Genomic DNA, 19,140 nt, shown 5'->3' with positions numbered 1-19,140 from the left:
GTCGCTCCCCCGCACCGCCCCCAGGCACCCTTCCCGCCGGACCGCACCCGGCCTCCCGATATCAAGGATGATGATCATGCGTACTCGTCGAGCCGCACTCACCGCCATAGCCGGCGCCGCCTCCCTCGCCCTGACCCTCTCCGCCTGCGGCCAGGACAGCAAGGGCGGCAGCGAGGAGTCGACCGGCAGCGCCAAGGGAGGCACGATCGGCATCGCGATGCCGACCAAGTCCTCCGAGCGCTGGATCGCCGACGGCAACAACGTCGTCAAGAACCTCCAGTCCAAGGGCTACAAGACCAAGCTGGTCTACGGCGAGGACGACCCCGACCAGCAGGTCTCCCAGATCGAGAACCTGATCACCCAGGGCGTCAAGGGCCTGATCGTCGCGGCCATCGACAACAAGTCGCTGAACAACGTGCTCCAGCAGGCCAAGGACGCCAAGATCCCGGTCATCGCCTACGACCGCCTGATCCTCGGCACGCCGAACGTCGACTACTACGCGTCGTTCGACAACACCAAGGTCGGTGAGCTCCAGGCCAGCTACATCGTCGACAAGCTCGGCCTGAAGAGCGGCAAGGGCCCCTTCAACATCGAGCTGTTCGCCGGCTCCAACGACGACAACAACACCAAGTACTTCTTCGGCGGCGCGATGAGCGTGCTGCAGCCGTACATCGACAGCAAGAAGCTCGTCGTCAAGTCCGGCCAGACCAAGATCAACCAGGTCACCACGCTGCGCTGGGACGGCGCCACCGCCCAGAAGCGCATGGAGGACATCCTCACCTCGACGTACGGCAGCGGCAAGGTCGACGCGGTCCTGTCGCCGTACGACGGCATCTCCATCGGCATCCTCGCCGCGCTGAAGTCGGACGGCTACGGCTCCGCCAGCAAGCCGCTCCCGGTCATCACCGGTCAGGACGCCGAGCTCGCCTCGGTGAAGTCGATCATCGCGGGTCAGCAGACGCAGACCGTCTACAAGGACACCCGCAAGCTCGCCGAGGTCGCCTCGACCATGGTGGACGACGTCCTCAACGGCAAGAAGCCCGAGGTCAACGACACCAAGACGTACGACAACGGCTCCAAGGTCGTCCCCGCCTACCTGCTGCAGCCGGTCAGCGTCGACAAGAGCAACTACACGAAGGAACTGGTCGACACCGGCTACTACAAGGCCAGCGAGCTCAACTAGTCAGCTCTGTCGGCACATTCCTCTGATTGAAAGGCACGACCATGGCGGGACCCGTCCTGGAAATGCGCTCGATCGTCAAGACCTTTCCCGGCGTCAAAGCGCTGTCGGACGTCACACTGACCGTCCGTCAAGGCGAGGTCCATGCCATCTGCGGCGAGAACGGCGCCGGGAAGTCCACCTTGATGAAGGTGCTCTCCGGCGTCCATCCGCACGGCACGTACGAGGGCGACATCCTCTTCGAGGGAGACGTCGTCCAGTTCAAGGACATCCGGGCGAGCGAGCAGCACGGCATCGTGATCATCCACCAGGAACTGGCCCTGGTGCCGTTCCTGTCGATCGCGGAGAACATCTTCCTCGGCAACGAACACGCCTCCGGCGGGTTCATCAACTGGAACGACACGCTGAAGCACGCCACCGAGCTGCTGCGCCGGGTGGGTCTGAGCGACCACCCGGAGACCCGGATCACCGACATCGGTGTGGGCAAGCAGCAGCTGGTGGAGATCGCCAAGGCGCTCTCGAAGAAGGTGAAGCTGCTCATCCTCGACGAGCCGACCGCGGCTCTCAACGACGAGGACAGCGGCAAACTCCTGGATCTCATCCTGGAGTTGAAGAAGCAGGGCATCACCTCGATCATCATCTCCCACAAGCTCAACGAGATCCGCCGGGTCGCCGACTCGGTGACGATCATCCGCGACGGGAAGTCCATCGAGACGCTCGACGTGAAGGCCCCGGAGACCACCGAGGACCGGATCATCTCGGGCATGGTCGGCCGCGACCTCGACCACCGCTTTCCCGACCGCACGCCGTACGAGGGCGAGGCGGACGCGGCCCCGGCGCTGGAGATCCGCAACTGGACCGTCCACCACCCGATCGACCAGCAGCGCAAGGTGGTCGACGACGTGTCGATCAACGTGCGGCGAGGGGAGATCGTCGGCATCGCGGGCCTGATGGGCGCGGGGCGTACCGAGCTCGCGATGAGCGTGTTCGGGCGCACCTACGGCCGGCACGCGGGCGGCCAGGTCTTCAAGGACGGCAAGGAGATCCGTACGAAGACCGTCGCGGAGGCGGTCGAGCACGGCATCGCGTACGTCACCGAGGACCGCAAGCACTATGGCCTCAACCTCATCGACAACATCAACCGGAACATCTCGCTGACCGCCCTGAACAAGGTCGCCAAGCGCGGTGTGGTCGACGAGCACGAGGAGCGGAAGGTCGCCGAGCGCTTCCGCAAGTCGATGAACATCAAGGCGCCGAACGTCTTCGAGACGGTGGGCAGGCTGTCCGGCGGCAACCAGCAGAAGGTCGTCCTCAGCAAGTGGATCTTCGCGGGTCCCGAGGTGCTGATCCTGGACGAGCCCACGCGCGGCATCGACGTGGGCGCCAAGTACGAGATCTACACGGTCATCGACCAACTGGCCGCCGAGGGCAAGGCGGTCGTCTTCATCTCCTCCGAGCTGCCGGAGCTGCTCGGCATGTGCGACCGCATCTACACCATGGCCGCCGGACGGCTCACGGGTGAGGTTCCGCGGGCCGAGGCCACGCAGGAAGTGCTGATGCGCCAGATGACGAAGGACAAAGAGGTAACGCGATGAGCACCGAAGTGACGAAGGTTCCGGCCGCGGCGCCGCCGGGCAAGGGCGGGGGATCGTCCTCCGGCGGGGGCCTGCTCCAGCTGATGCTGAACGGGCTGCGCCGCAACATGCGGCAGTACGGCATGCTGATCGCGCTCGGCCTGATCGTCGCGCTGTTCGCCGTGTGGACCGACGGAGACCTGCTGCTGCCGCGCAACGTCTCCAACCTGGTGCTCCAGAACAGCTACATCCTGATCCTCGCGATCGGCATGATGCTGGTGATCATCGCGGGGCACATCGACCTGTCGGTCGGTTCGCTGACCGCGTTCGTGGGCGCCTTCGCGGCCGTGCTGACCGTGCAGCACGACGTGGCCTGGCCGGTCGCGCTGGTACTGACCCTGGTGGTGGGCGCGGTCGCGGGCTCGGTCCAGGGCTATCTGATCGCGTATCTCGGCATACCTTCGTTCATCGTCACCCTGGCGGGCATGCTGCTCTTCCGCGGTCTGACGGAGATCCTCCTGGAGGGCCAGACCCTCGGCCCGTTCCCGAACGGGCTGCAGAAGCTCGGCAACGGCTTCCTGCCCGAGGTCGGCCCGAACACCAACTACCACAACATCACCCTGCTGCTGGGCTTCGCGCTGCTGGCCTTCGTGGTCTACCAGGAGGTCCGCGACCGCAAGCGCCAGCAGGAGTTCGCGCTGGACGTGCTGCCCAGGAACGCCTTCCTGCTCAAGCTCCTCGCGATCGCCGCCGCGGTCCTCGCGGTCACGATGCTGCTCGCCAGCTACCAGGGCGCGCCGATCATCCTGCTCGTCCTCGGTGTGCTGGTGGTCGGCTACGGCTACGTCATGCGCAACGCGGTCTTCGGCCGGCACATCTACGCGATCGGCGGCAACCTGCCGGCCGCGAAGCTGTCCGGCGTCAAGGACAAGAAGGTCACCTTCCTTGTCTTCCTGAACATGGGCGTGCTCGCGGCCCTGGCGGGTCTGGTGGTCGCAGCCCGCCTGAACGCGGCCTCCCCGAAGGCGGGCCTGAACTTCGAACTCGAGGCGATCGCCTCGTCGTTCATCGGTGGCGCGTCCATGAGCGGCGGTGTGGGAACCGTCCTCGGCGCGATCATCGGTGGTCTCGTCCTCGGTGTGCTGAACAACGGCATGAACCTCCTCAGTGTCGGCACCGACTGGCAGCAGGTCATCAAGGGCCTCGCCCTGTTGGCGGCGGTCGGCTTCGACGTGTGGAACAAGCGCAGGGTCGGTTCGTAGACCGGGGCGACCGGATCGGGCCCCGCCGGACGGCGGGGCCCTTCCCATGGGAGGAGAGGACAGACCGGTGAAAACGCTCTTCGGCAGGCTCGCCGACGGGACCGAGATCCACCGCTGGTCGCTGGAGAACGCCGGCACCCGGCTGAAGGTCCTGTCCTACGGCGGGATAGTGCAGTCCCTGGAGGTCCCCGACCGGGACGGCCGGTACGCGAACGTCTGCCTCGGCTTCGACCGCGTCGAGGACTACGTCGCCTCCAGCCCGTACTTCGGCGCGCTGATCGGCCGTTACGGCAACCGCATCGCCGAGGGCCGGTTCACCCTGGACGGCAAGAGCTACCAGCTCTCCGTCAACGACGGCGTCAACAGTTTGCACGGCGGCACCCAGGGCTTCGACAAGCGGGTGTGGGACGTCGAGCCGTTCACCAAGGGCTCGGACGTCGGCCTGCACCTGTACTACACCTCGGTCGACGGCGAGATGGGCTACCCGGGCACCCTCAAGATGAAGGTGACGTACACCCTCACCCGGCGCGGCGAGTGGCGGATCGACTACGAGGCCACCACCGACAAGGCCACCGTCGTCAACCTCACCAGCCACGTGTACTGGAACCTCGGCGGCGAGGGCACCGGCACCATCGAGGACCACGAGCTGCGGATCGCCGCCTCCCGCTACACGCCCACCGACTCGGGCCTGATCCCCACCGGTGAGCCGGCGAAGGTCGCGGGCACGCCCTTCGACTTCCGCAAGGGCAAGCAGATCGGCCGGGACATCCGGGCCGGCCACCAGCAGCAGGTCCTCGCCAAGGGCTACGACCACAACTGGGTGCTCGACAAGGGCATCACGGCCAAGCCCGAGCACGTGGCGACCCTGCGCGACCCGTCGTCGGGCCGCACGCTGAAGATCTCCACCGTCGAGCCGGGGCTGCAGTTCTACTCCGGCAACTTCCTCGACGGCACGCTCACCGGCACCGGCGGTCTCACCTACCGCCAGGGCGACGCGCTGTGCCTGGAGACCCAGCACTTCCCGGACTCGCCGAACCACCCGTCGTTCCCGTCGACGGTGCTGCGTCCCGGCCAGACATACCGGACGACGACAATTCACTCGTTCGGTGCCTAGACACTCCGCTGAGAAGGCCGTGGGAAGCTGCGGGCCGGCTGTGGCTGGTCGCGCAGTTCCCCGCGCCCCTTTGGGGCGCGCCCAGGGCCCCTGACATGGGAAGATGCGAGAAGTGGGCCCTCCGTTCCCGGACTCACACTTCTTTCACACCCGTTGAACAGCGCCACGCAGGCATCCGTATGTAAGGGCGGCCCGTGCTCCCCCGCGCGGGCCACCCAATGACGACGGACCCGGTCGTCCCCGCCGGGTCCGCCCCATACGGAGGTTCGATGGCCGACAACGTCACCTCGTTGTTCCGCAGCACGGCTGCGCACAGCCCGTCCATGGCGGCGCTGGCGCGCGAGGGCGGCGACGGGACGGGGCCGGTGGACTTCTGTATCCCCTGCAATCCCTACTTTCCCACTCCGGCGATGATGGACACCATGGCCTCGCGGCTGAAGGACATCATCACGTACTACCCCAGCAGCGCCGACACGATCACCGCCGAGCTGTGCAACCTGCTCCAACTCCCGCCGCAGGCCGTGGCGATGGGCAACGGCTCGACCGAACTGATCACCTGGATCGACCACCTGCTGGTCCGTGAGTCCCTCGCCATCCCGGTCCCCACCTTCGGCCGCTGGACCGACCAGCCGATGGAGACCGGCAAGCGGGTCGACATGTTCCCGCTCCAGGAGTCCAGCGGATTCGCCCTGGACCTCGCGCAGTACGCCGAGTTCATACGCACCCGGGGCACGCGGGTCGCGGTCATCTGCAACCCGAACAACCCCGACGGCGGCTTCCTCCACAAGCACGCGCTCGTGCAGTTCATGGACGCCATGGCCGACCTGGACCTCATCGTCATCGACGAGTCGTTCCTGGAGTTCGCGGACGCCGAGCAGGAGCCGAGCGTCGTCCAGGAGGCGATGATCCGGCCGAACGTCATCGTGCTGCGCAGCCTCGGCAAGAACTTCGGCCTGCACGGCATCCGCTTCGGCTACATGGTCGCCAACCCCTCCCTCGCGGGCCGGGTCCGCTCGATGCTGCCGAAGTGGAACCTCAACGCCTTCGCCGAGTACGTGGTGTTCATGCTCAAGGAGCACGGCGCCGAGTACGCGCAGAGCCTCCACCAGGTCCGCCGGGACCGCCTCGACATGGCGAGCCAGCTCGCCGCGCTGCCCGGCCTGACCGTCTACCCCTCCCAGGGGAACTTCCTCTTCGTGCGCCTGCCCGTGGGCGCCGAAGGCACCGTGGTCCGGGACCGGATGCTCACCGAGCACCGGATCCTCGTCCGCGAGTGCGGCAACAAGATCGGCTCTTCAAGCCGCTTCCTGCGCCTCGTGGTGCGCCCCCAGGTGGACGTGCGTCGCCTGGTGTCCGGCCTGGAACAGGTGCTCTACGGGACCAGGAGGGGAGCCGCCGTGCCCGAGCTCGCTCAAGGGACCAGCTACAGCTCGGGTACGGCGGCAGTGGACCGGTTGGTCGGCCAGACCAACGGGGCCGGCATGCAGGACCTGGCCGCGATGGCCGTCGGCGGTGGAGGGATGGGCGGAGGCGTCGGCATGCCGATGCCGGTCGCCCAGCCGATGGCGGTGGCCGCGGCGGCGCCCATGGGCGTGGCTGCTTCCATGGGGACGGCTTCTTCCATGGGGGCGGGGATGCCGATGCCGGCCCAGATGCCGGCGCCGGCTCCGATGCCTGCCCCGGCCCCTGCCCCGATGCCGACGCCTCCGCCGGCTCCTGCGGCTCCGGCGCCCTTCGCGGCGCCCAGCGGGCCGACTCCGGTGGGAGTGCCGGCCCGTGGCGGGCTTACGGCCGCGCAGGTGCGGGGCATGACCGCGCCGGCGCCCGGGGCTCCCCAGGAGTTGTCCCAGGCGCCCGCCACCGGGTGGCCCAACGCTCAGAGCTGGCCCAACGCGGCGGGCATGGGGCAGACCGGCTGACGGGCGTCGGCTAGACCGGGTTCAACCTCCATTGCTGGCAGTTGTTGGACAGCCATGACCACTGGCGTACGTCCGCCGCGTCCGCCGTCGAGCAGTTCGCCACGTCCGCCACCTTGCCGGTGGCCTGGTTGACGATCCGCACGTAGCCGCTGTCCGTGACCAGGAAGCGGAACCGCTGGCAGGTGTTGTTCAGCCAGGTCCACTGGCGCAGGTCCGCGCCGTCGGCCGTCGAGCAGTCCGCCGTGTCCAGGACCTTGCCGCCGGCCACGTTGACCAGGCGGCTGGTGTCGTCGCCCTGGTCCTCGATGCGCCAGCGCTGGTTGGCACCGCCGTTGCATGTGTACTGCTGGACGTTGGCCCCGTCGGCGGTCGAACCGCCCGCCACTTCGAGGCACTTGCCGCTGTTGCGGTTGGTGAGGGTGTACGTCGTCGAGGCCGAGGAGGGTTCGCCCGCGGGGCCCGTCAGGGAGGCGCCCAGGGCGACCGGGGTGCCGAGGTTCGGGGTGCCGTCGGAGTTCCAGGTGAACTTCTGGGCCCTGGTCGTACGGCCGTTGTCGCAGCCGTCGGACGCCGAGTCGTTGGCGTGGTAGACGATCCAGTTCTCGGTGCCGTCGGGCGAGGTGAAGAAGCCGTTGTGGCCGGGGCCGTAGACGCCGGCGGAGTCGTTGCGCTGGAAGACCGGCGTGGACTTCTTCGTCCAGGAGGACGCGGAGAGGGGGTCGGAGCCGGTGAGGGTGAGCTGGCCGAGCTTGTAGTCGGGGGTCCAGCAGCCGCTCGCCGAGTAGATCAGGAAGGTCTTGCCGCCCCGCTGGAGGATCTCCGGACCCTCGTTGACCGAACCTCCGGATTTCTCCCAGGAGTTGGTGGGCGTGGAGATGGTCGAGAAGCCGGTGGCGAGGGTGTACGGGTTGGACAGGCGGGCCGCGACGAGGTTCTGCGTGCCGCCGCTCGCGCTGCCGAACAGATAGAGCTGACCGTTGACGGTCGCGACGGTCGGGTCCAGCATCCAGGCGGAGTTGAGCTGGTTCTTGTAGGTGTACGGCCCCATGGGGTCGGACCCGGCGCTCTCCAGGACATGCGTCCGCTGGGTCGGGTTGTAGTCGGAGACGTTCTGTCCGGCCACGTAGTACAGGTACCAGCGGCCGTTGACGAGGTGGATCTCCGGAGCCCAGATGTTGCAGCACCGGCTCGCGGCGTCCCCGGTCCACACCTGCACGCTCGGCGCGGTGGCGAGACCCGCCATGGTGGCCGACTTGCGCATGGTGATGACGTTGGTCCAACTCGTCGTCACCAGGTAGTAGTTGCCGGCGTAGTAGGAGATCCAGGGGTCGGCGCCCTTCTGCGCCTTGACCGGGTTCGAGAACGAGGCCGCGCTCGCGGAGGACTGTCCGAGCCCGAGGGCGAGAAGCAGCGCGGCCAGCAGGATCAGTAGGCGACGGGCCATCCGCTGCTCCAGTTCAGGAGGTTGATGCCGAGCTTGGGCGTGCCGTTGTCGTTGCCGTCGTAGTAGTGGTAGACGATCAGGTCGCCGTCGGAGTCGTTCATGATCGACTGGCCGCCGGGGCCGATGTACCGGCCGTGCGACTCCAGGACCGGGGTGCCGCCGTTGTTCATCATCGAGACGCCGTTCTTGTCGACGTACGGCCCGGTGACGCTGGTGGCGCGGCCGACCTTGACCTTGTAGGTCGAACTGGTGCCGGCGCAGCAGGTGTCGTAGGACGCGAAGAGGTAGTAGTAGCCGTTCCGCTTGACGATGTACGGCGCCTCGACGGCCTTGGTCCCGGTCGGGCGGGAGGCGATCGAGTAGCGGGTGGTGTTGGTGGAGAGCTGCTTGCCGGTGGACGGGTTGATCTGGATCATCTTCAGGCCGGTCCACCAACTGCCGAAGGACAGCCACCACTTGCCGTCGCCGTCGACGAACAGGTTCGGGTCGATGGCGTTGTAGTCGCTGGAGGTCGTGGAGGTGTAGACGGTCCCCTGGTCGGTCCAGGAGCCGGGCAGGCCGGTGCCCGAAGTGGCGAGGCCGATGGCGGACTTGTTGGAGCCGAACGTGGAGACGGCGTAGTACATCAGGTACTTGCCGCCCTGGTAGGAGATGTCCGGTGCCCAGGCCTCGGTGGCGTACGCCGACCACCAGCCCGGCTTGGTGGTGAAGGCGTCGCTGCCGGCGGTGAACGCGATCCGGTCGGTGGAGGTGCGGTAGCCGAGGCCGCCGCCGGTGCCGTACAGCAGGTAACGGCCCGCCGACGTGCGGATCATCGTGGGGTCGTGGATGGTGGTGGCGCCCGTGACGGTCCCGGGGTTGGGGTAGGCGGATGCCGTGCCCGGGATCAGGGCCAGCAGGAAGGCGACGGGAACGGCCAGAAGTGAGGTGCGGCGCACGCTGACGCTCCTTGGGAGGATGCGAGTGGGGGGATGTTCGACATACCGATCGCCGATCAGAGCTTCGGACGGGACCGTAGAATCGAACCCCTTGCGCGTCAATGGTCCGGGCACACCTCACTGGTCGTCAGTGGTCGTTCTCCAGGTGCAGTTTGAGGAGATCGATCCCGTAGTCGCCGCCGTTCGGGGTGCGGATGATGGTGTGGATGTGCTCCTGGGAGGGGGTCCCGCCGCCCATGCCCATGCCGCCGCCCGGGCCGCCGGCGTCCGAGCTCGCGCTCGCGCTGGGGGTCGCTGAGGAGTCGCCCTTGTAGAAGAGCGGGGCCTGGGCGTCGTACTCGATGAGGACCACCGGGCTGTGCACGCGGTAGTAGAAGGCGGAGTCGTCCTCCGTCTCACCCATCCAGTAGAGGTACGTGTCGTCCAGGTGCTTCCTCACCTCGGTCATCTTGACCTCGGCGTGCCCCTCGTTGAGGTAGCCGACGTACACACCGACGAGGTCCAGCAGCTTCTCCTGCTGTGCAGAGGTGAGGTCGGAGCCCTTGAGCCCCTCGTAGCCGAGCTTGAGGTTGTCCTGGCCGGCGCCGGCCTTCATGTCCTCGTTGCCGTTCGACTGCGAGGAGACCGCCTCGGCGCGCTGGGCCGTGGTGAGGGAGCGGATCATGGCCAGGCCCGCCGTGGTCTCCGGCCGGAAGAGGGTGATCCTCTCGCCCTTGTACGTGCCCGTCGTGGGCTCCGAGCCCATGAAGGTCGGCGTCATCACGACCTGGTCGCCCAGGACGAAGTAGTTGATGGCGACGTGGTGGCCCTCGTACTGGAAGCCCCAGGGCTGGGTGGTCGACGGGGTGCCCATGAAGGTGAAGAAGTAGTGGCCCTCGGTCAGGGTCTTCTGGTTGCCGCCGTTGGAGTCGCCCAGGAACGCGTTGAGCTTCATGATGCCGCGGGTCCGGGTCAGGCCGTCGGCGGACAGGGCCTTGCCGAGCAGGGCATAGCCGAGGTTCCGCTGCTTCTCGGTCAGGTCGCCCATCCGGACGCCCTTGCGGTCGTAGCCGTCGACGTTGCTCCAGGCCGTCCATTCGTCGGCGTCGATGTCGAACACGCAGGACGTGCGCTCCTTGGTGGAGAGCCCGTCCAGGAACGTCTGCGCCGCCTTGACCAGCGCGTCCGTGGAGACGTCCGTGGAGTGGATCGAGTACAGGTCCTCGACGACGGTGCCGTCGGTGGTGACGCCCTTGACGTCCGCATATTTGACCTGGGAGGCGCCGGGCCCCATTCCGCCCCCGCCGCCACCGGGCCCGCCGGAGGGCATGCCGCCGGCGGCACTGCCTGAGGAGGAGGAAGAGGAGCTCGCGGTGTCGGCGGAGTCCGAGGAACAGCCGGTCATGGTCGCCATGGCGGCGACTCCGCCGGCGAGCAGCGCCTTGTTCATGAACCAGCGGCGGCTGCGTGCGGTTTCGGGGGTGCGTGGTCGGTGTCCGTGCATGCACAGCAGACTCCATGCCGTACCTGAAGCCTTGCTGGGACAAGCCTGTGAGGGGCCGCCGGAGTGACGGCGACGGCGCCGTAGGGCTCAGCCGACCTGCTCGAAGACCAGCGACCACCAGCTGTCCGGCTGTGCGAACGCGTACGGGTCGCGGGCCTTGAGGTATTCGACGAGCTTGTCGGTGTACGGGGCGCGGTCCTGCGGCGCGGCCTGTTCCAGGTGCTTGGTGCGCAGCGCGAAGCGGTACAGGAACTCGACGAGGTCGGCGAGGGTGCGGTTCACGATCTCGGCGCGCGGCTCCGCGTCGAAGGACATGAGGATGACGTAGCCGCGGTCCATGTCGAGGCAGTACCGCATCGCGGGGTCGTCGGTGGGGCCACCGAGCACGAGGATGTGGGTCTCCTCGCCGCCCGCGGCCACCGGCACCACGGTGAAGGGATCGGGTCCCTCCTCGGCGGTGTCGAGGGTGAACAGCACGTCGACGAAGACGGGCACACCGACCTCGCACAGCACCTCGGCGTCGGCCTCGGACAGTCCGCGCTCCTCGGCGACGGCACGGTCCAGCGTGACCACGCGGTCCGCGCCGAACAGCTCCGTCATCTCGTCATGGGTGGCCATGCGTCCTCTGTTTTCCCTTCGTGAGCGGGTAGGCGGATCAGTCGGCGAGACCGGCCCGTCGCAGCAGCTTCAGCCAGTCGTCGTACTCCAGCAACTCGTCGTCGATCAGAGCGAGCCGGGCGTACTCGGCGGGAGCGGCCAGCCGCTCCAGGAAGAACGTCTCGAGGCCGGGCGCGAGCGCGTCGAAGCGCTCCGCATCGACCCAGTCGGGGCCTGCTTCCGGGGCGCCGAGGACTCCGCCGCCCGCGCGGTCGAGGTAGACCGGGGCCTCCTGGATCATTCCGACACAGTAGAGCTTCTCGGGGGACAGCGGCAGCGGGGAGTCGACCACCGGCTCGCAGTAGAACTGGTGCTCCTCCGCCTCCTCCAGGCCGAAGAGCTGCACGGACGGCCCGCAGCTCGCGCCGTCCAGCACGCGGCAGAAGTCCAGGAACTCCCGCGGCACCCCGTCGGCCTCCGCGGCGGAGGCCGTCTCCTCGTCGATCGTCCCGCCGAGCGTGAACGACAGCACGTCCGGGCTCTCCGCCAGTGCCGTCCGCAGGGCGTCCACCGTCGCGATCAGACGGGCCGACGCCGGGCTCGCGTTAGTCATCCGGCCACCACTTGATGTCGATGTTGATGGGATTGCCGTCCGGAAGATCCTTGATCTGCGGACGTATCTGCTGCGTACCGATGTCGTAGTTCGTCGTCCGGTCGAGCATCCGCAGGTTACGCCACGCGTCCGGACCACCTGTCTGGAGCTCGTTGACGTGGTCGGGTTGCATTTTACGGGCGGCCACGGCGGCCTCTTCGGCGAAGTCGGGGTCGTCCTTGTGGTTCCTGCGGATCAGTGCTTCCAGTGCGCCCTTGTACTGCGCGGTGATCTGCTTGTCGCGGTAGTCCTCCGTCTTGCCCTTGAACTTGAAGAGCTTGCCCTCCTCGCCGAGCCGCTGCAGGGCCCGGGCCTTCCGCTCGAAGGCCTGCTTGGGCATGCCGGGCTTCCACTCCAGGGTGACGGTGTGCGGGTCCTTGGTCGTGTCCGGCTGGTTCTTGCCGATCCCGCCGGCGTCACGGACCGCGTCCTGGTCGTTGGAGCGCTTGACGATGCTCTGCAGCATCGTCTCGATGTTCTTGTCGTTGCGCGCGTGGTTGTCGCCCATCGCCCGCACGCCCTGGGACACGTCCTGGAGGTGCTTGTGCAGCTGGTCCTCGGCCTCCTCGATGGCCCTGAGGATCTTCTCCGCCCCGGTCTCGACGGCCGCCGCCAGGGCGCCCTTGCCGCGCGTCCGGTCCAGCCCTGCGCGGCTGCGGCGCAGGTGGGGGCGGGCGCCGGACTCGTGCTCGTCGGCCTGGGAGGTGAGCCGGTCGGCGAGCTGCTCGTGGAGCTCCTTGTCGCTGCGTACGGTGTCGCTCACGCGGCGCCTCCCTTGGGGGTGAAGGTCCCCGTGGTGCCGTCGGCTCCCGTGACGGCGTCCAGCCCCTCGGAGAAGCCCTCGCTGCCGGCGTGCAGGGTCTTGCCCGGGCTGTAACCGTCCTGCAGTCCCACGGCGTTGGCGCCGAGCTGGAGGACGAGGTCGGTGGCCATGTTGCCGAGGGCGGAGTAGACCGGGCCCATCGCGACGGACATGAGCTCCTCGATGAGGAGTTGCTCGGCCTCCTTCAGCAGCCGCCGCACGATGAGGCGGGTGGCCTGGGTGGCACCGAGTGCGCCGACTTCGGAGAGCCCGAGGGTGAACGGCGCGGCGGCCTGGGCGGCGATGATCTCGGCGGCGAGGATGCCCAGTTGGACGATGGCGGCGACCTTGGCACCGGCCACGGCCACGGCGGCGCCGTCCAGGGCCATCGCCCCGAGGTCGGCCGCTTCGCCGAGCCGTTCCAGGTGTACGTCGCTGACCTTGCCCCAGTGCTGCTGGAAGGCCGCGGTCGCGATGCCCTCGTTGCCCGCCAGGAACTCCCGCACGACACCGGCCGTGGCGTCCTTGCCCGCCCGCATCTGCGAGGCGAAGGACCGCAGGCCGTCGGCCATGTCCCGGTAGTCGTCCTCGTCGACGTTGGGCCACTCGACGCCGATGAGGTCCAGCACCCAGGCCGCCTCGTCGGGCAGCACGACCCCCATGTCCGTTCCCCCTTTGTCTTGGCAGGACCATTTCAGGTCACGCGTACGACGGCCGAACTTTACTACGGGAGGCGGGATTTGCTGGGGGTGTGGGAGGGAGTGGAGTGGGGGGTTCGTCGGTGGGACGGGTTGCGGCGGCTGGAATTCGGCGGTGCGGGGACGAGGTTGGGCGGGGGCGTGTTCGGCTGAGGGGGGAAGGGACCCGGGGTCGGCGGGGGTGCTCGACCGTGGACCAAGAGGTCCGGGGCCAGGGCAGCGCTGGACGGCAGGCCGGTGTTCAGCCGTAGCGGGAAGGTCCCGAGCGCCGGAAATGCCCGACGGTGGACGAAGAAGTCCCGGGCAGGGCAGCGCTGGACAGCGGGCCGGCGTTCAGCGGCAGCGGGAAGGTCCCGGGCGCGCGGGAAGTGCTCGACGAGAGGCCGGTCGTACGACGACGGAGTGGGCGGGGGTCGTGCTCGACCAGAACGGAAGTGACCCAGGACGGGCGCGCCGCGCCGCTCAACAGCGCCTGCCGGGCGGGAGCCGAGGCAGCCCGATGCAGACGCGGTACTCAGCGGTGGCCGAACCCGCCTGCCGCGCGGGAGCCGCCCAGGCCGCCCGGGCCGCCCGTGCCGGAGTGCCGCCAGGGTCCGGTGGGCTGCTGTCCCGGAGCCGTACGTGACGTGCCCTGGTCCTCGCCCTGATCCTCGCCCTCGTCCTCGGTGCGACGCGCTTGCTGCCACTCCCCGAAACGCTCGCCGGCCTCGCGGGCCTCTGCTTCGGAACGCTGCTCCCCCGCGCGGCGGACCTTGGCGGCGCCGGAGAACAGGGCGGCGGTGTACTCGGGGTCGGTGAAGGCCTGTTGGGCGGTGAGGTCACCGCGCAGCACGCCGCGCGCCATCTCCCGCAGCTTGGGATCGGGCCCGGTGCTCAGGGTGCGCAGCGCGCGGAGCAGGCTACGAGCCCGGTCCTCGTCCTTGGCGACATCCAGCAACTCCGCCTGGTCCACCTCACGTCCGTCCGGCACGCGAACCTCCCCCTTCCGTACGCCAGTCGCCCCAGTATCCAACAGCCCCGTCGGTCACGGGAGTCGGCGGCACGTCCTCAGGAAGCGAGCGCGCCCCGCATCGTCCTCGCGGTGACCGCAGGGTCGTAACCGTCGGGAACGCCCTCGACGAGGATGATGTCGCCCTCGATGTGCCGCGAACGCAGCGGCGCGATCTCCTGGTACGCGGCGGAGTCCCACCAGGCCCGCGCCTCGGCGATCCCCGGGAAGCCGATCACCACGACATGCCCCGGCCAGCCGCCCTCCTTCACCTCGTGCCCAGCGCCGTGCACGAGGAAGCGTCCGCCGTACGGCTCGAAGGTGGCGGGGATGCGCTCGATGTACTCGGCGATCTCCGGATGCGGCGCGGCTTCCCGCAGGTGGGCTATGGCGTAGGCGGTCATGGTGTCCTCCCGGTCGGTAGGGCTCCGTACGCCGACGAGCCTGGCACGCGGGGCGAACCGGGGTCGATTACCCGGGAGGTAAGCGGTCAGGGTCGTTCAGTCGGGCCTCTCGGCCGGGTCGGCCGGCTCGGAGTAGTCGTCGTCCGGGGCGGACCGCTCGATGTCGTCGTTCGTCGCGGCCCAGCTGGCCAACAGGTTCAGGGCGTCCTGTGAGGGGGACGCGGGCTCGGCGGTGTAGGTGAGGAGGAACTGGCTGGGGCCGTCGCCGAGCGGGAAGGTCTCGAAGGGCAGGTCGAGGTCGCCGACGACCGGGTGGTGGAGGAGCTTTACGCCGGTGGTGTGCATCCGGACGTTGTGGGCGGCCCAGCGGCGCCGGAATTCCTCGCTGCGGGTGGACAGTTCGCCGATCAGGTCCGTGAGCCGCCGGTCGTAGAGGTCGCGGCCGGCCTCGGCGCGCAGCATGGCGACGGCGTCATTGGCGACCTGGTTCCAGTCGCGGAAGAACTCGGTCGCGTGCGGGCTGAGAAAGACGAACCGGGCGTTGTTCGGCGGCCGTACCGGGTCGGCGTAGACGGGGGAGAACAGGGCGCGCCCGAGGTGGTTGGCGGCCAGGATGTCCCCGCGTCCGCTGAGGACGAACGCGGGTGTCCCGGCCATCGAGTCGAGGACGCGCTGCACCGCGGGCCGGACGCGTTGTTGAGCGGGTCGGCGGCGTGGCGGACGGGTCGTGCCCGCGCCGCGCAGGAGGTCGTTCAGGTGGATGCGTTCGGCCTCGTCGAGCTGCAGTGCTTGCGCGATGCCCTCGATGACGCTTTCGGAGACACCGGTGGCGTTGCCGCGCTCCAGCCGCGTGTAGTACTCGCTGGAAATGCCCGCGAGCAGGGCGACCTCCTCGCGGCGCAGCCCGGTGACCCGTCGGCGCTCTCCGCCGTACACGGGCAGCCCGGCCTGCTCGGGCGTGACCCTGGCCCGTCGCGTGCCGAGGAATTCCCGGATCTCCGCGCGGAAATCCTCACGGATGTCGCGGTTGCCGCCTTGTGGGTCGTTTCTGCCTGCTATGCGCCTCACTCTACGAGCGCTGCCGCCGGGAAGGGGGTCCCTGTCAGTGACCCCCTCATCAGGGACTCCCACCCTCGCGTGACAGCGGGTTTTGTTTTGGAGATGCACCGCCCACGGCGGTGCGAACCCCCGCACACACCAGGTGCCGGATCACGGCGTCTGAAAGGAAACTCCTCATGAGCAAGGTCATTCTCGTCACCGGTGCCGGACGCGGCCTGGGCACCGACATCGCCCGCGAGGCCCTCGCCTCCGGCCACCAGGTCGTCGCCACCGGCCGCCGCCCCGAAGAGGTCGAGAAAGCCCTCGGCGGACCGCAGGACAACCTGCTGGTCACCAAGCTCGACGTCACCAGCCTTGAGGACGCCGAGGCCGCCGCGCAGGCCGCCGTCGACCGGTTCGGCCGCATCGACGTCCTGATCAACAACGCCGGCAACCTCTTCACCGGCTACTTCGAGGAGATCTCGCCCGCGCAGATGCGCCGGCAGTTCGAGACGAACGTCTTCGGTCCGATGAACGTCACCCGCGCCGTGCTGCCCGTCCTGCGCAAGCAGCGCGTCGGCCACGTCATCACCATCACCTCGACCGCCGGCCTGGTCGGGATGGAGTTCACCTCCGCCTACGCGGCCTCCAAGTTCGCGGAAGAGGGCTGGATGGAGTCCCTGCGCCACGACGTCGAGCCGTACAACATCCACACCACGGTCGTGGAGCCCGGCTACTTCCGCACCGAACTCCTCGTGGACGGCTCCACCATCTGGCCCGAGCTGTCCATCGAGGACTACGCCCCGCGCACCGCCCCGCGGATCGAGGGCATGAAGAGCATGAACGGCAAGCAGCCCGGTGACCCCGCCAAGCTCGCCCGCGCCCTGCTCACCATCGTCGGCCAGGACAAGCCCCTGCAGCGCTTCGTCGCCGGCGCGGACGCCATCGAGGCCGCCGAGGCCAAGGCGAAGGAACTCCTCACCCAGGCCGAGGCCTCCCGCGAGCTGGGCGGGAATCTCGCCCACGACGACACCACCGTCTGAGGGGGGGCAGCATGCCACTGAATGGCGAGTACGAGCCGAGCACGGCGCAGTTCGTACGTGACCAGGTGGAGCTGTACGAGAACTCCGGCGGCACGGAAGGCACGACGCTGAGTGTCCTGGTCACACGGGAAGAGGACGAGGGGCTACGGGACCTGCCCGTCGTCATCCTGACCACCCTGGGCGCCAAGAGCGGCAAGATCCGCAAGTCCCCGCTCATTCGGGTGGAGCACGACGGCAACTACGCCGCGGTCGCCTCCGCGGGAGGAGCCCCCAAGCACCCGGTCTGGTACCGCAACACGATGGCCGATCCCCGGGTCGAGCTGCAGGACGGCCCGGTGCGCCGGGACATGCTGGCACGCGAGGTGGCGGGGGACGAGAAGGCCGTGTGGTGGGCCCGAGCCGTCGAGGCGTTCCCGGACTACGCGGAGTACCAGAAGAACACGGACCGTGAGATCCCGGTCCTCGTCCTGGAGCCGGCTGCCCAGCCGCACTGACACCCACATCCGGCCCTCCCGGGGCCGCCTACACCTTATGGAGTACCTGATGAAGCACGTATCACTGGGCGGGCTCGATGTCTCGCGCATCGGCCTGGGAGCCATGACCATGGCCGGCGTCTACACCACCGGCGGAGGGCTCGACGACGCCGCGTCGATCCGCACCATCCACCGGGCCCTGGACCTCGGGGTCACGCACATCGACACCGCCGAGATCTACGGTCCCTTCCACAGCGAGAACCTCGTCGGCAAGGCCATCAAGGGCCGGCGCGACGACGTCGTCGTGGCGACGAAGTTCGGCCTGGTCTCCCACGCCGGCGGCGGCCCCGGCGTCATCGACAGCAGCCCCGCCAACGTGAAGGCCGCGGTCGAAGGCTCACTCGTGCGGCTCGGCACCGACCACATCGACCTCTACTACCAGCACCGCGTCGACCCGAACACCCCCATCGAGGAGACCGTCGGCGCGCTGGCCGAGCTGGTCTCCGAGGGCAAGGTGCGCCACATCGGGCTCTCCGAGGCCGGCCCTGCCACGATCCGCCGCGCACACTCCGTACATCCGGTGGCCGCGCTGCAGACCGAATACTCGCTGTGGACCCGTGACGTAGAGGCCGACATCCTCCCGCTGCTGCGCGAGCACGGCATCGGGTTCGTGCCCTACTCCCCGCTCGGCCATGGCCTGCTGACCGGACAGATCCGCACCGTCGACGACTTCACCGACGACGACTGGCGCAAGACCAACCCCCGCTTCACCGGCGAGAACTTCCAGCGCAACCTGGCCATCGTCGACGAAGTACGGGCCATCGGCGCCGAGATCGGAGCCACCCCCGCCCAGACCGCACTGGCCTGGCTGCTGACCCGCGGCGACGACATCGCCCCCATCCCCGGCACCCGGCGGGTCTCACGCGTCGAGGAGAACACCGCCGCCGACGCCGTCGAACTCAGCGCCGCCCAGCTCGACCGCCTGAACAACCTCACACCCGCCGCGGGCGAGCGTCACGACGAGGCCAACATGGCCGGCATCGACCGCTGACCGCCTGCGCCGCGCCCGGCCGGGGCCGCCCACCTCCCAGCGGTCGGCGAGAGTGGGTGTCGGTGACCTCGGCGACTTCGGCGACGATCACGGCGACGGCGTCGACGGTCGGGCTGTCGTGCGGGATGCCCCAGACCGCGCCGGGGGTCCGGTACCAGGACCAGAAGCTGTACGGGGCAAGCTCGACCAGGCCGCACCGCCCCGGAAACCTCGGCCGAGACCGGGCCGCTCACCCCGGGCCCAGCAGGCTCCGCAGCTCGCTGATCTTCAGGATTCGTGCGGACAGCACGAACACCAGAAGCATCGTGAGGCCGCCCGCGGCGAGTCCCAGAGCGGGTGTCGCCAATGGCTTCCACCTCGGCTGATCCGGCCCGACCCAGCCGTGCCGAGGGACGGCCATCGCCACAACCCGCACCGTCCGGGAGCGGAAGAGCGGGCGGCCCCACAGCCACGTCGAGACCAGCGGTCCGACAGCCGCGG

18 protein-coding genes are annotated in these 19,140 nt (G+C 68.8%); 8 read left to right on the top strand and 10 right to left on the bottom strand.

All coding sequences use genetic code 11. From position 1 onward, the window contains the following. Nucleotides 1–76: 76 nt before the first annotated feature. The 5 genes from chvE (at nucleotide 77) to AQJ46_RS12755 (ending at nucleotide 7,049) form a co-directional block, all read left to right on the top strand. On the top strand, nucleotides 77–1,183 hold the full coding sequence (gene chvE, locus AQJ46_RS12775) for a multiple monosaccharide ABC transporter substrate-binding protein (RefSeq protein ID WP_059205859.1): 1,107 nt from the start codon (nucleotides 77–79) through the stop codon (nucleotides 1,181–1,183). Nucleotides 1,184–1,224: 41 nt separating this feature from the next. Next, entirely contained in the window at nucleotides 1,225–2,775 is a 1,551-nt protein-coding gene (gene mmsA, locus AQJ46_RS12770) for a multiple monosaccharide ABC transporter ATP-binding protein (protein WP_059205666.1), read from the top strand. Next, nucleotides 2,772–4,016, top strand: a complete 1,245-nt coding sequence (gene mmsB, locus AQJ46_RS12765) for a multiple monosaccharide ABC transporter permease (RefSeq protein WP_059205665.1) — start codon at nucleotides 2,772–2,774, stop codon at nucleotides 4,014–4,016. Before mmsA ends, mmsB begins: the two co-directional genes overlap by 4 nt. Continuing rightward, nucleotides 3,922–5,130: an aldose epimerase family protein gene (locus AQJ46_RS12760; protein WP_404828425.1), complete on the top strand. Its 1,209-nt coding sequence runs from the start codon at nucleotides 3,922–3,924 to the stop codon at nucleotides 5,128–5,130. Before mmsB ends, AQJ46_RS12760 begins: the two co-directional genes overlap by 95 nt. A 269-nt stretch (nucleotides 5,131–5,399) precedes the next feature. Then, nucleotides 5,400–7,049, top strand: a complete 1,650-nt coding sequence (locus tag AQJ46_RS12755; protein ID WP_059205663.1) for a pyridoxal phosphate-dependent aminotransferase — start codon at nucleotides 5,400–5,402, stop codon at nucleotides 7,047–7,049. 10 nt (nucleotides 7,050–7,059) lie between these two features. Here AQJ46_RS12755 and AQJ46_RS12750 read toward each other — a convergent pair whose 3' ends face one another. The 10 genes from AQJ46_RS12750 to AQJ46_RS12705 form a co-directional block, all read right to left on the bottom strand. Beyond that, entirely contained in the window at nucleotides 7,060–8,493 is a 1,434-nt protein-coding gene (locus tag AQJ46_RS12750) for a family 43 glycosylhydrolase (protein ID WP_059205662.1), read from the bottom strand. Further along, nucleotides 8,475–9,431, bottom strand: coding sequence for an arabinan endo-1,5-alpha-L-arabinosidase (locus tag AQJ46_RS12745; RefSeq protein ID WP_059205661.1), 957 nt, complete (start codon nucleotides 9,429–9,431; stop codon nucleotides 8,475–8,477). Before AQJ46_RS12745 ends, AQJ46_RS12750 begins: the two co-directional genes overlap by 19 nt. A 127-nt stretch (nucleotides 9,432–9,558) precedes the next feature. Continuing rightward, the gene (locus AQJ46_RS12740; protein WP_059205660.1) at nucleotides 9,559–10,914 is read right to left on the bottom strand and encodes a DUF3500 domain-containing protein; all 1,356 of its coding nucleotides are present in this window, start codon (nucleotides 10,912–10,914) and stop codon (nucleotides 9,559–9,561) included. A gap of 87 nt (nucleotides 10,915–11,001) precedes the next feature. Beyond that, nucleotides 11,002–11,532, bottom strand: coding sequence for an SUKH-4 family immunity protein (locus AQJ46_RS12735; protein WP_059205659.1), 531 nt, complete (start codon nucleotides 11,530–11,532; stop codon nucleotides 11,002–11,004). A 37-nt stretch (nucleotides 11,533–11,569) separates the two neighbouring features. Further along, the gene (locus AQJ46_RS12730) at nucleotides 11,570–12,124 is read right to left on the bottom strand and encodes a hypothetical protein (protein WP_225887311.1); all 555 of its coding nucleotides are present in this window, start codon (nucleotides 12,122–12,124) and stop codon (nucleotides 11,570–11,572) included. After that, nucleotides 12,117–12,926, bottom strand: coding sequence for a hypothetical protein (locus AQJ46_RS12725; protein WP_057615394.1), 810 nt, complete (start codon nucleotides 12,924–12,926; stop codon nucleotides 12,117–12,119). Before AQJ46_RS12725 ends, AQJ46_RS12730 begins: the two co-directional genes overlap by 8 nt. Beyond that, nucleotides 12,923–13,627, bottom strand: coding sequence for a WXG100-like domain-containing protein (locus tag AQJ46_RS12720; protein WP_059205658.1), 705 nt, complete (start codon nucleotides 13,625–13,627; stop codon nucleotides 12,923–12,925). The genes AQJ46_RS12725 and AQJ46_RS12720 overlap by 4 nt, the downstream gene beginning before the upstream one ends. Before the next feature lie 550 nt (nucleotides 13,628–14,177). Further along, nucleotides 14,178–14,633 (bottom strand): hypothetical protein, encoded by a 456-nt coding sequence (locus tag AQJ46_RS12715; RefSeq protein ID WP_059205657.1) that lies wholly within the window; start codon nucleotides 14,631–14,633, stop codon nucleotides 14,178–14,180. 77 nt (nucleotides 14,634–14,710) lie between these two features. Continuing rightward, on the bottom strand, nucleotides 14,711–15,055 hold the full coding sequence (locus tag AQJ46_RS12710) for a DUF1330 domain-containing protein (RefSeq protein ID WP_059205656.1): 345 nt from the start codon (nucleotides 15,053–15,055) through the stop codon (nucleotides 14,711–14,713). A gap of 96 nt (nucleotides 15,056–15,151) precedes the next feature. Continuing rightward, nucleotides 15,152–16,114, bottom strand: a complete 963-nt coding sequence (locus tag AQJ46_RS12705; protein WP_079072253.1) for a helix-turn-helix domain-containing protein — start codon at nucleotides 16,112–16,114, stop codon at nucleotides 15,152–15,154. A gap of 176 nt (nucleotides 16,115–16,290) precedes the next feature. Between AQJ46_RS12705 and AQJ46_RS12700 the strand changes: the two genes are divergently transcribed. From AQJ46_RS12700 to AQJ46_RS12690, 3 genes are read left to right on the top strand one after another with little or no spacing between them, the layout of a single operon-like run. Continuing rightward, nucleotides 16,291–17,136 (top strand): SDR family oxidoreductase, encoded by an 846-nt coding sequence (locus AQJ46_RS12700; RefSeq protein WP_059205655.1) that lies wholly within the window; start codon nucleotides 16,291–16,293, stop codon nucleotides 17,134–17,136. Nucleotides 17,137–17,147: 11 nt separating this feature from the next. Beyond that, nucleotides 17,148–17,630, top strand: coding sequence for a nitroreductase family deazaflavin-dependent oxidoreductase (locus tag AQJ46_RS12695; RefSeq protein ID WP_059205654.1), 483 nt, complete (start codon nucleotides 17,148–17,150; stop codon nucleotides 17,628–17,630). A gap of 49 nt (nucleotides 17,631–17,679) precedes the next feature. Beyond that, on the top strand, nucleotides 17,680–18,660 hold the full coding sequence (locus AQJ46_RS12690) for an aldo/keto reductase (RefSeq protein WP_059205653.1): 981 nt from the start codon (nucleotides 17,680–17,682) through the stop codon (nucleotides 18,658–18,660). The last annotated feature ends 480 nt before the right edge of the window (nucleotides 18,661–19,140 follow it).

This window comes from Streptomyces canus (assembly GCF_001514145.1).
GTDB lineage: Bacteria > Actinomycetota > Actinomycetes > Streptomycetales > Streptomycetaceae > Streptomyces > Streptomyces canus.
Note: the sequence above shows the minus strand (reverse complement) of the source record. Positions and strands in the feature narration are given on the sequence as shown.

Coding starts and splice junctions, on each gene's coding strand:
- chvE (WP_059205859.1), top strand. CDS start 77: ATGCGTACTCGTCGAGCCGCACTCACCGCCATAGCCGGCGCCGCCTCC.
- mmsA (WP_059205666.1), top strand. CDS start 1,225: ATGGCGGGACCCGTCCTGGAAATGCGCTCGATCGTCAAGACCTTTCCC.
- mmsB (WP_059205665.1), top strand. CDS start 2,772: ATGAGCACCGAAGTGACGAAGGTTCCGGCCGCGGCGCCGCCGGGCAAG.
- AQJ46_RS12755 (WP_059205663.1), top strand. CDS start 5,400: ATGGCCGACAACGTCACCTCGTTGTTCCGCAGCACGGCTGCGCACAGC.
- AQJ46_RS12750 (WP_059205662.1), bottom strand. CDS start 8,493: ATGGCCCGTCGCCTACTGATCCTGCTGGCCGCGCTGCTTCTCGCCCTC.
- AQJ46_RS12740 (WP_059205660.1), bottom strand. CDS start 10,914: ATGCACGGACACCGACCACGCACCCCCGAAACCGCACGCAGCCGCCGC.
- AQJ46_RS12735 (WP_059205659.1), bottom strand. CDS start 11,532: ATGGCCACCCATGACGAGATGACGGAGCTGTTCGGCGCGGACCGCGTG.
- AQJ46_RS12730 (WP_225887311.1), bottom strand. CDS start 12,124: ATGACTAACGCGAGCCCGGCGTCGGCCCGTCTGATCGCGACGGTGGAC.
- AQJ46_RS12720 (WP_059205658.1), bottom strand. CDS start 13,627: ATGGGGGTCGTGCTGCCCGACGAGGCGGCCTGGGTGCTGGACCTCATC.
- AQJ46_RS12710 (WP_059205656.1), bottom strand. CDS start 15,055: ATGACCGCCTACGCCATAGCCCACCTGCGGGAAGCCGCGCCGCATCCG.
- AQJ46_RS12700 (WP_059205655.1), top strand. CDS start 16,291: ATGAGCAAGGTCATTCTCGTCACCGGTGCCGGACGCGGCCTGGGCACC.
- AQJ46_RS12695 (WP_059205654.1), top strand. CDS start 17,148: ATGCCACTGAATGGCGAGTACGAGCCGAGCACGGCGCAGTTCGTACGT.
- AQJ46_RS12690 (WP_059205653.1), top strand. CDS start 17,680: ATGAAGCACGTATCACTGGGCGGGCTCGATGTCTCGCGCATCGGCCTG.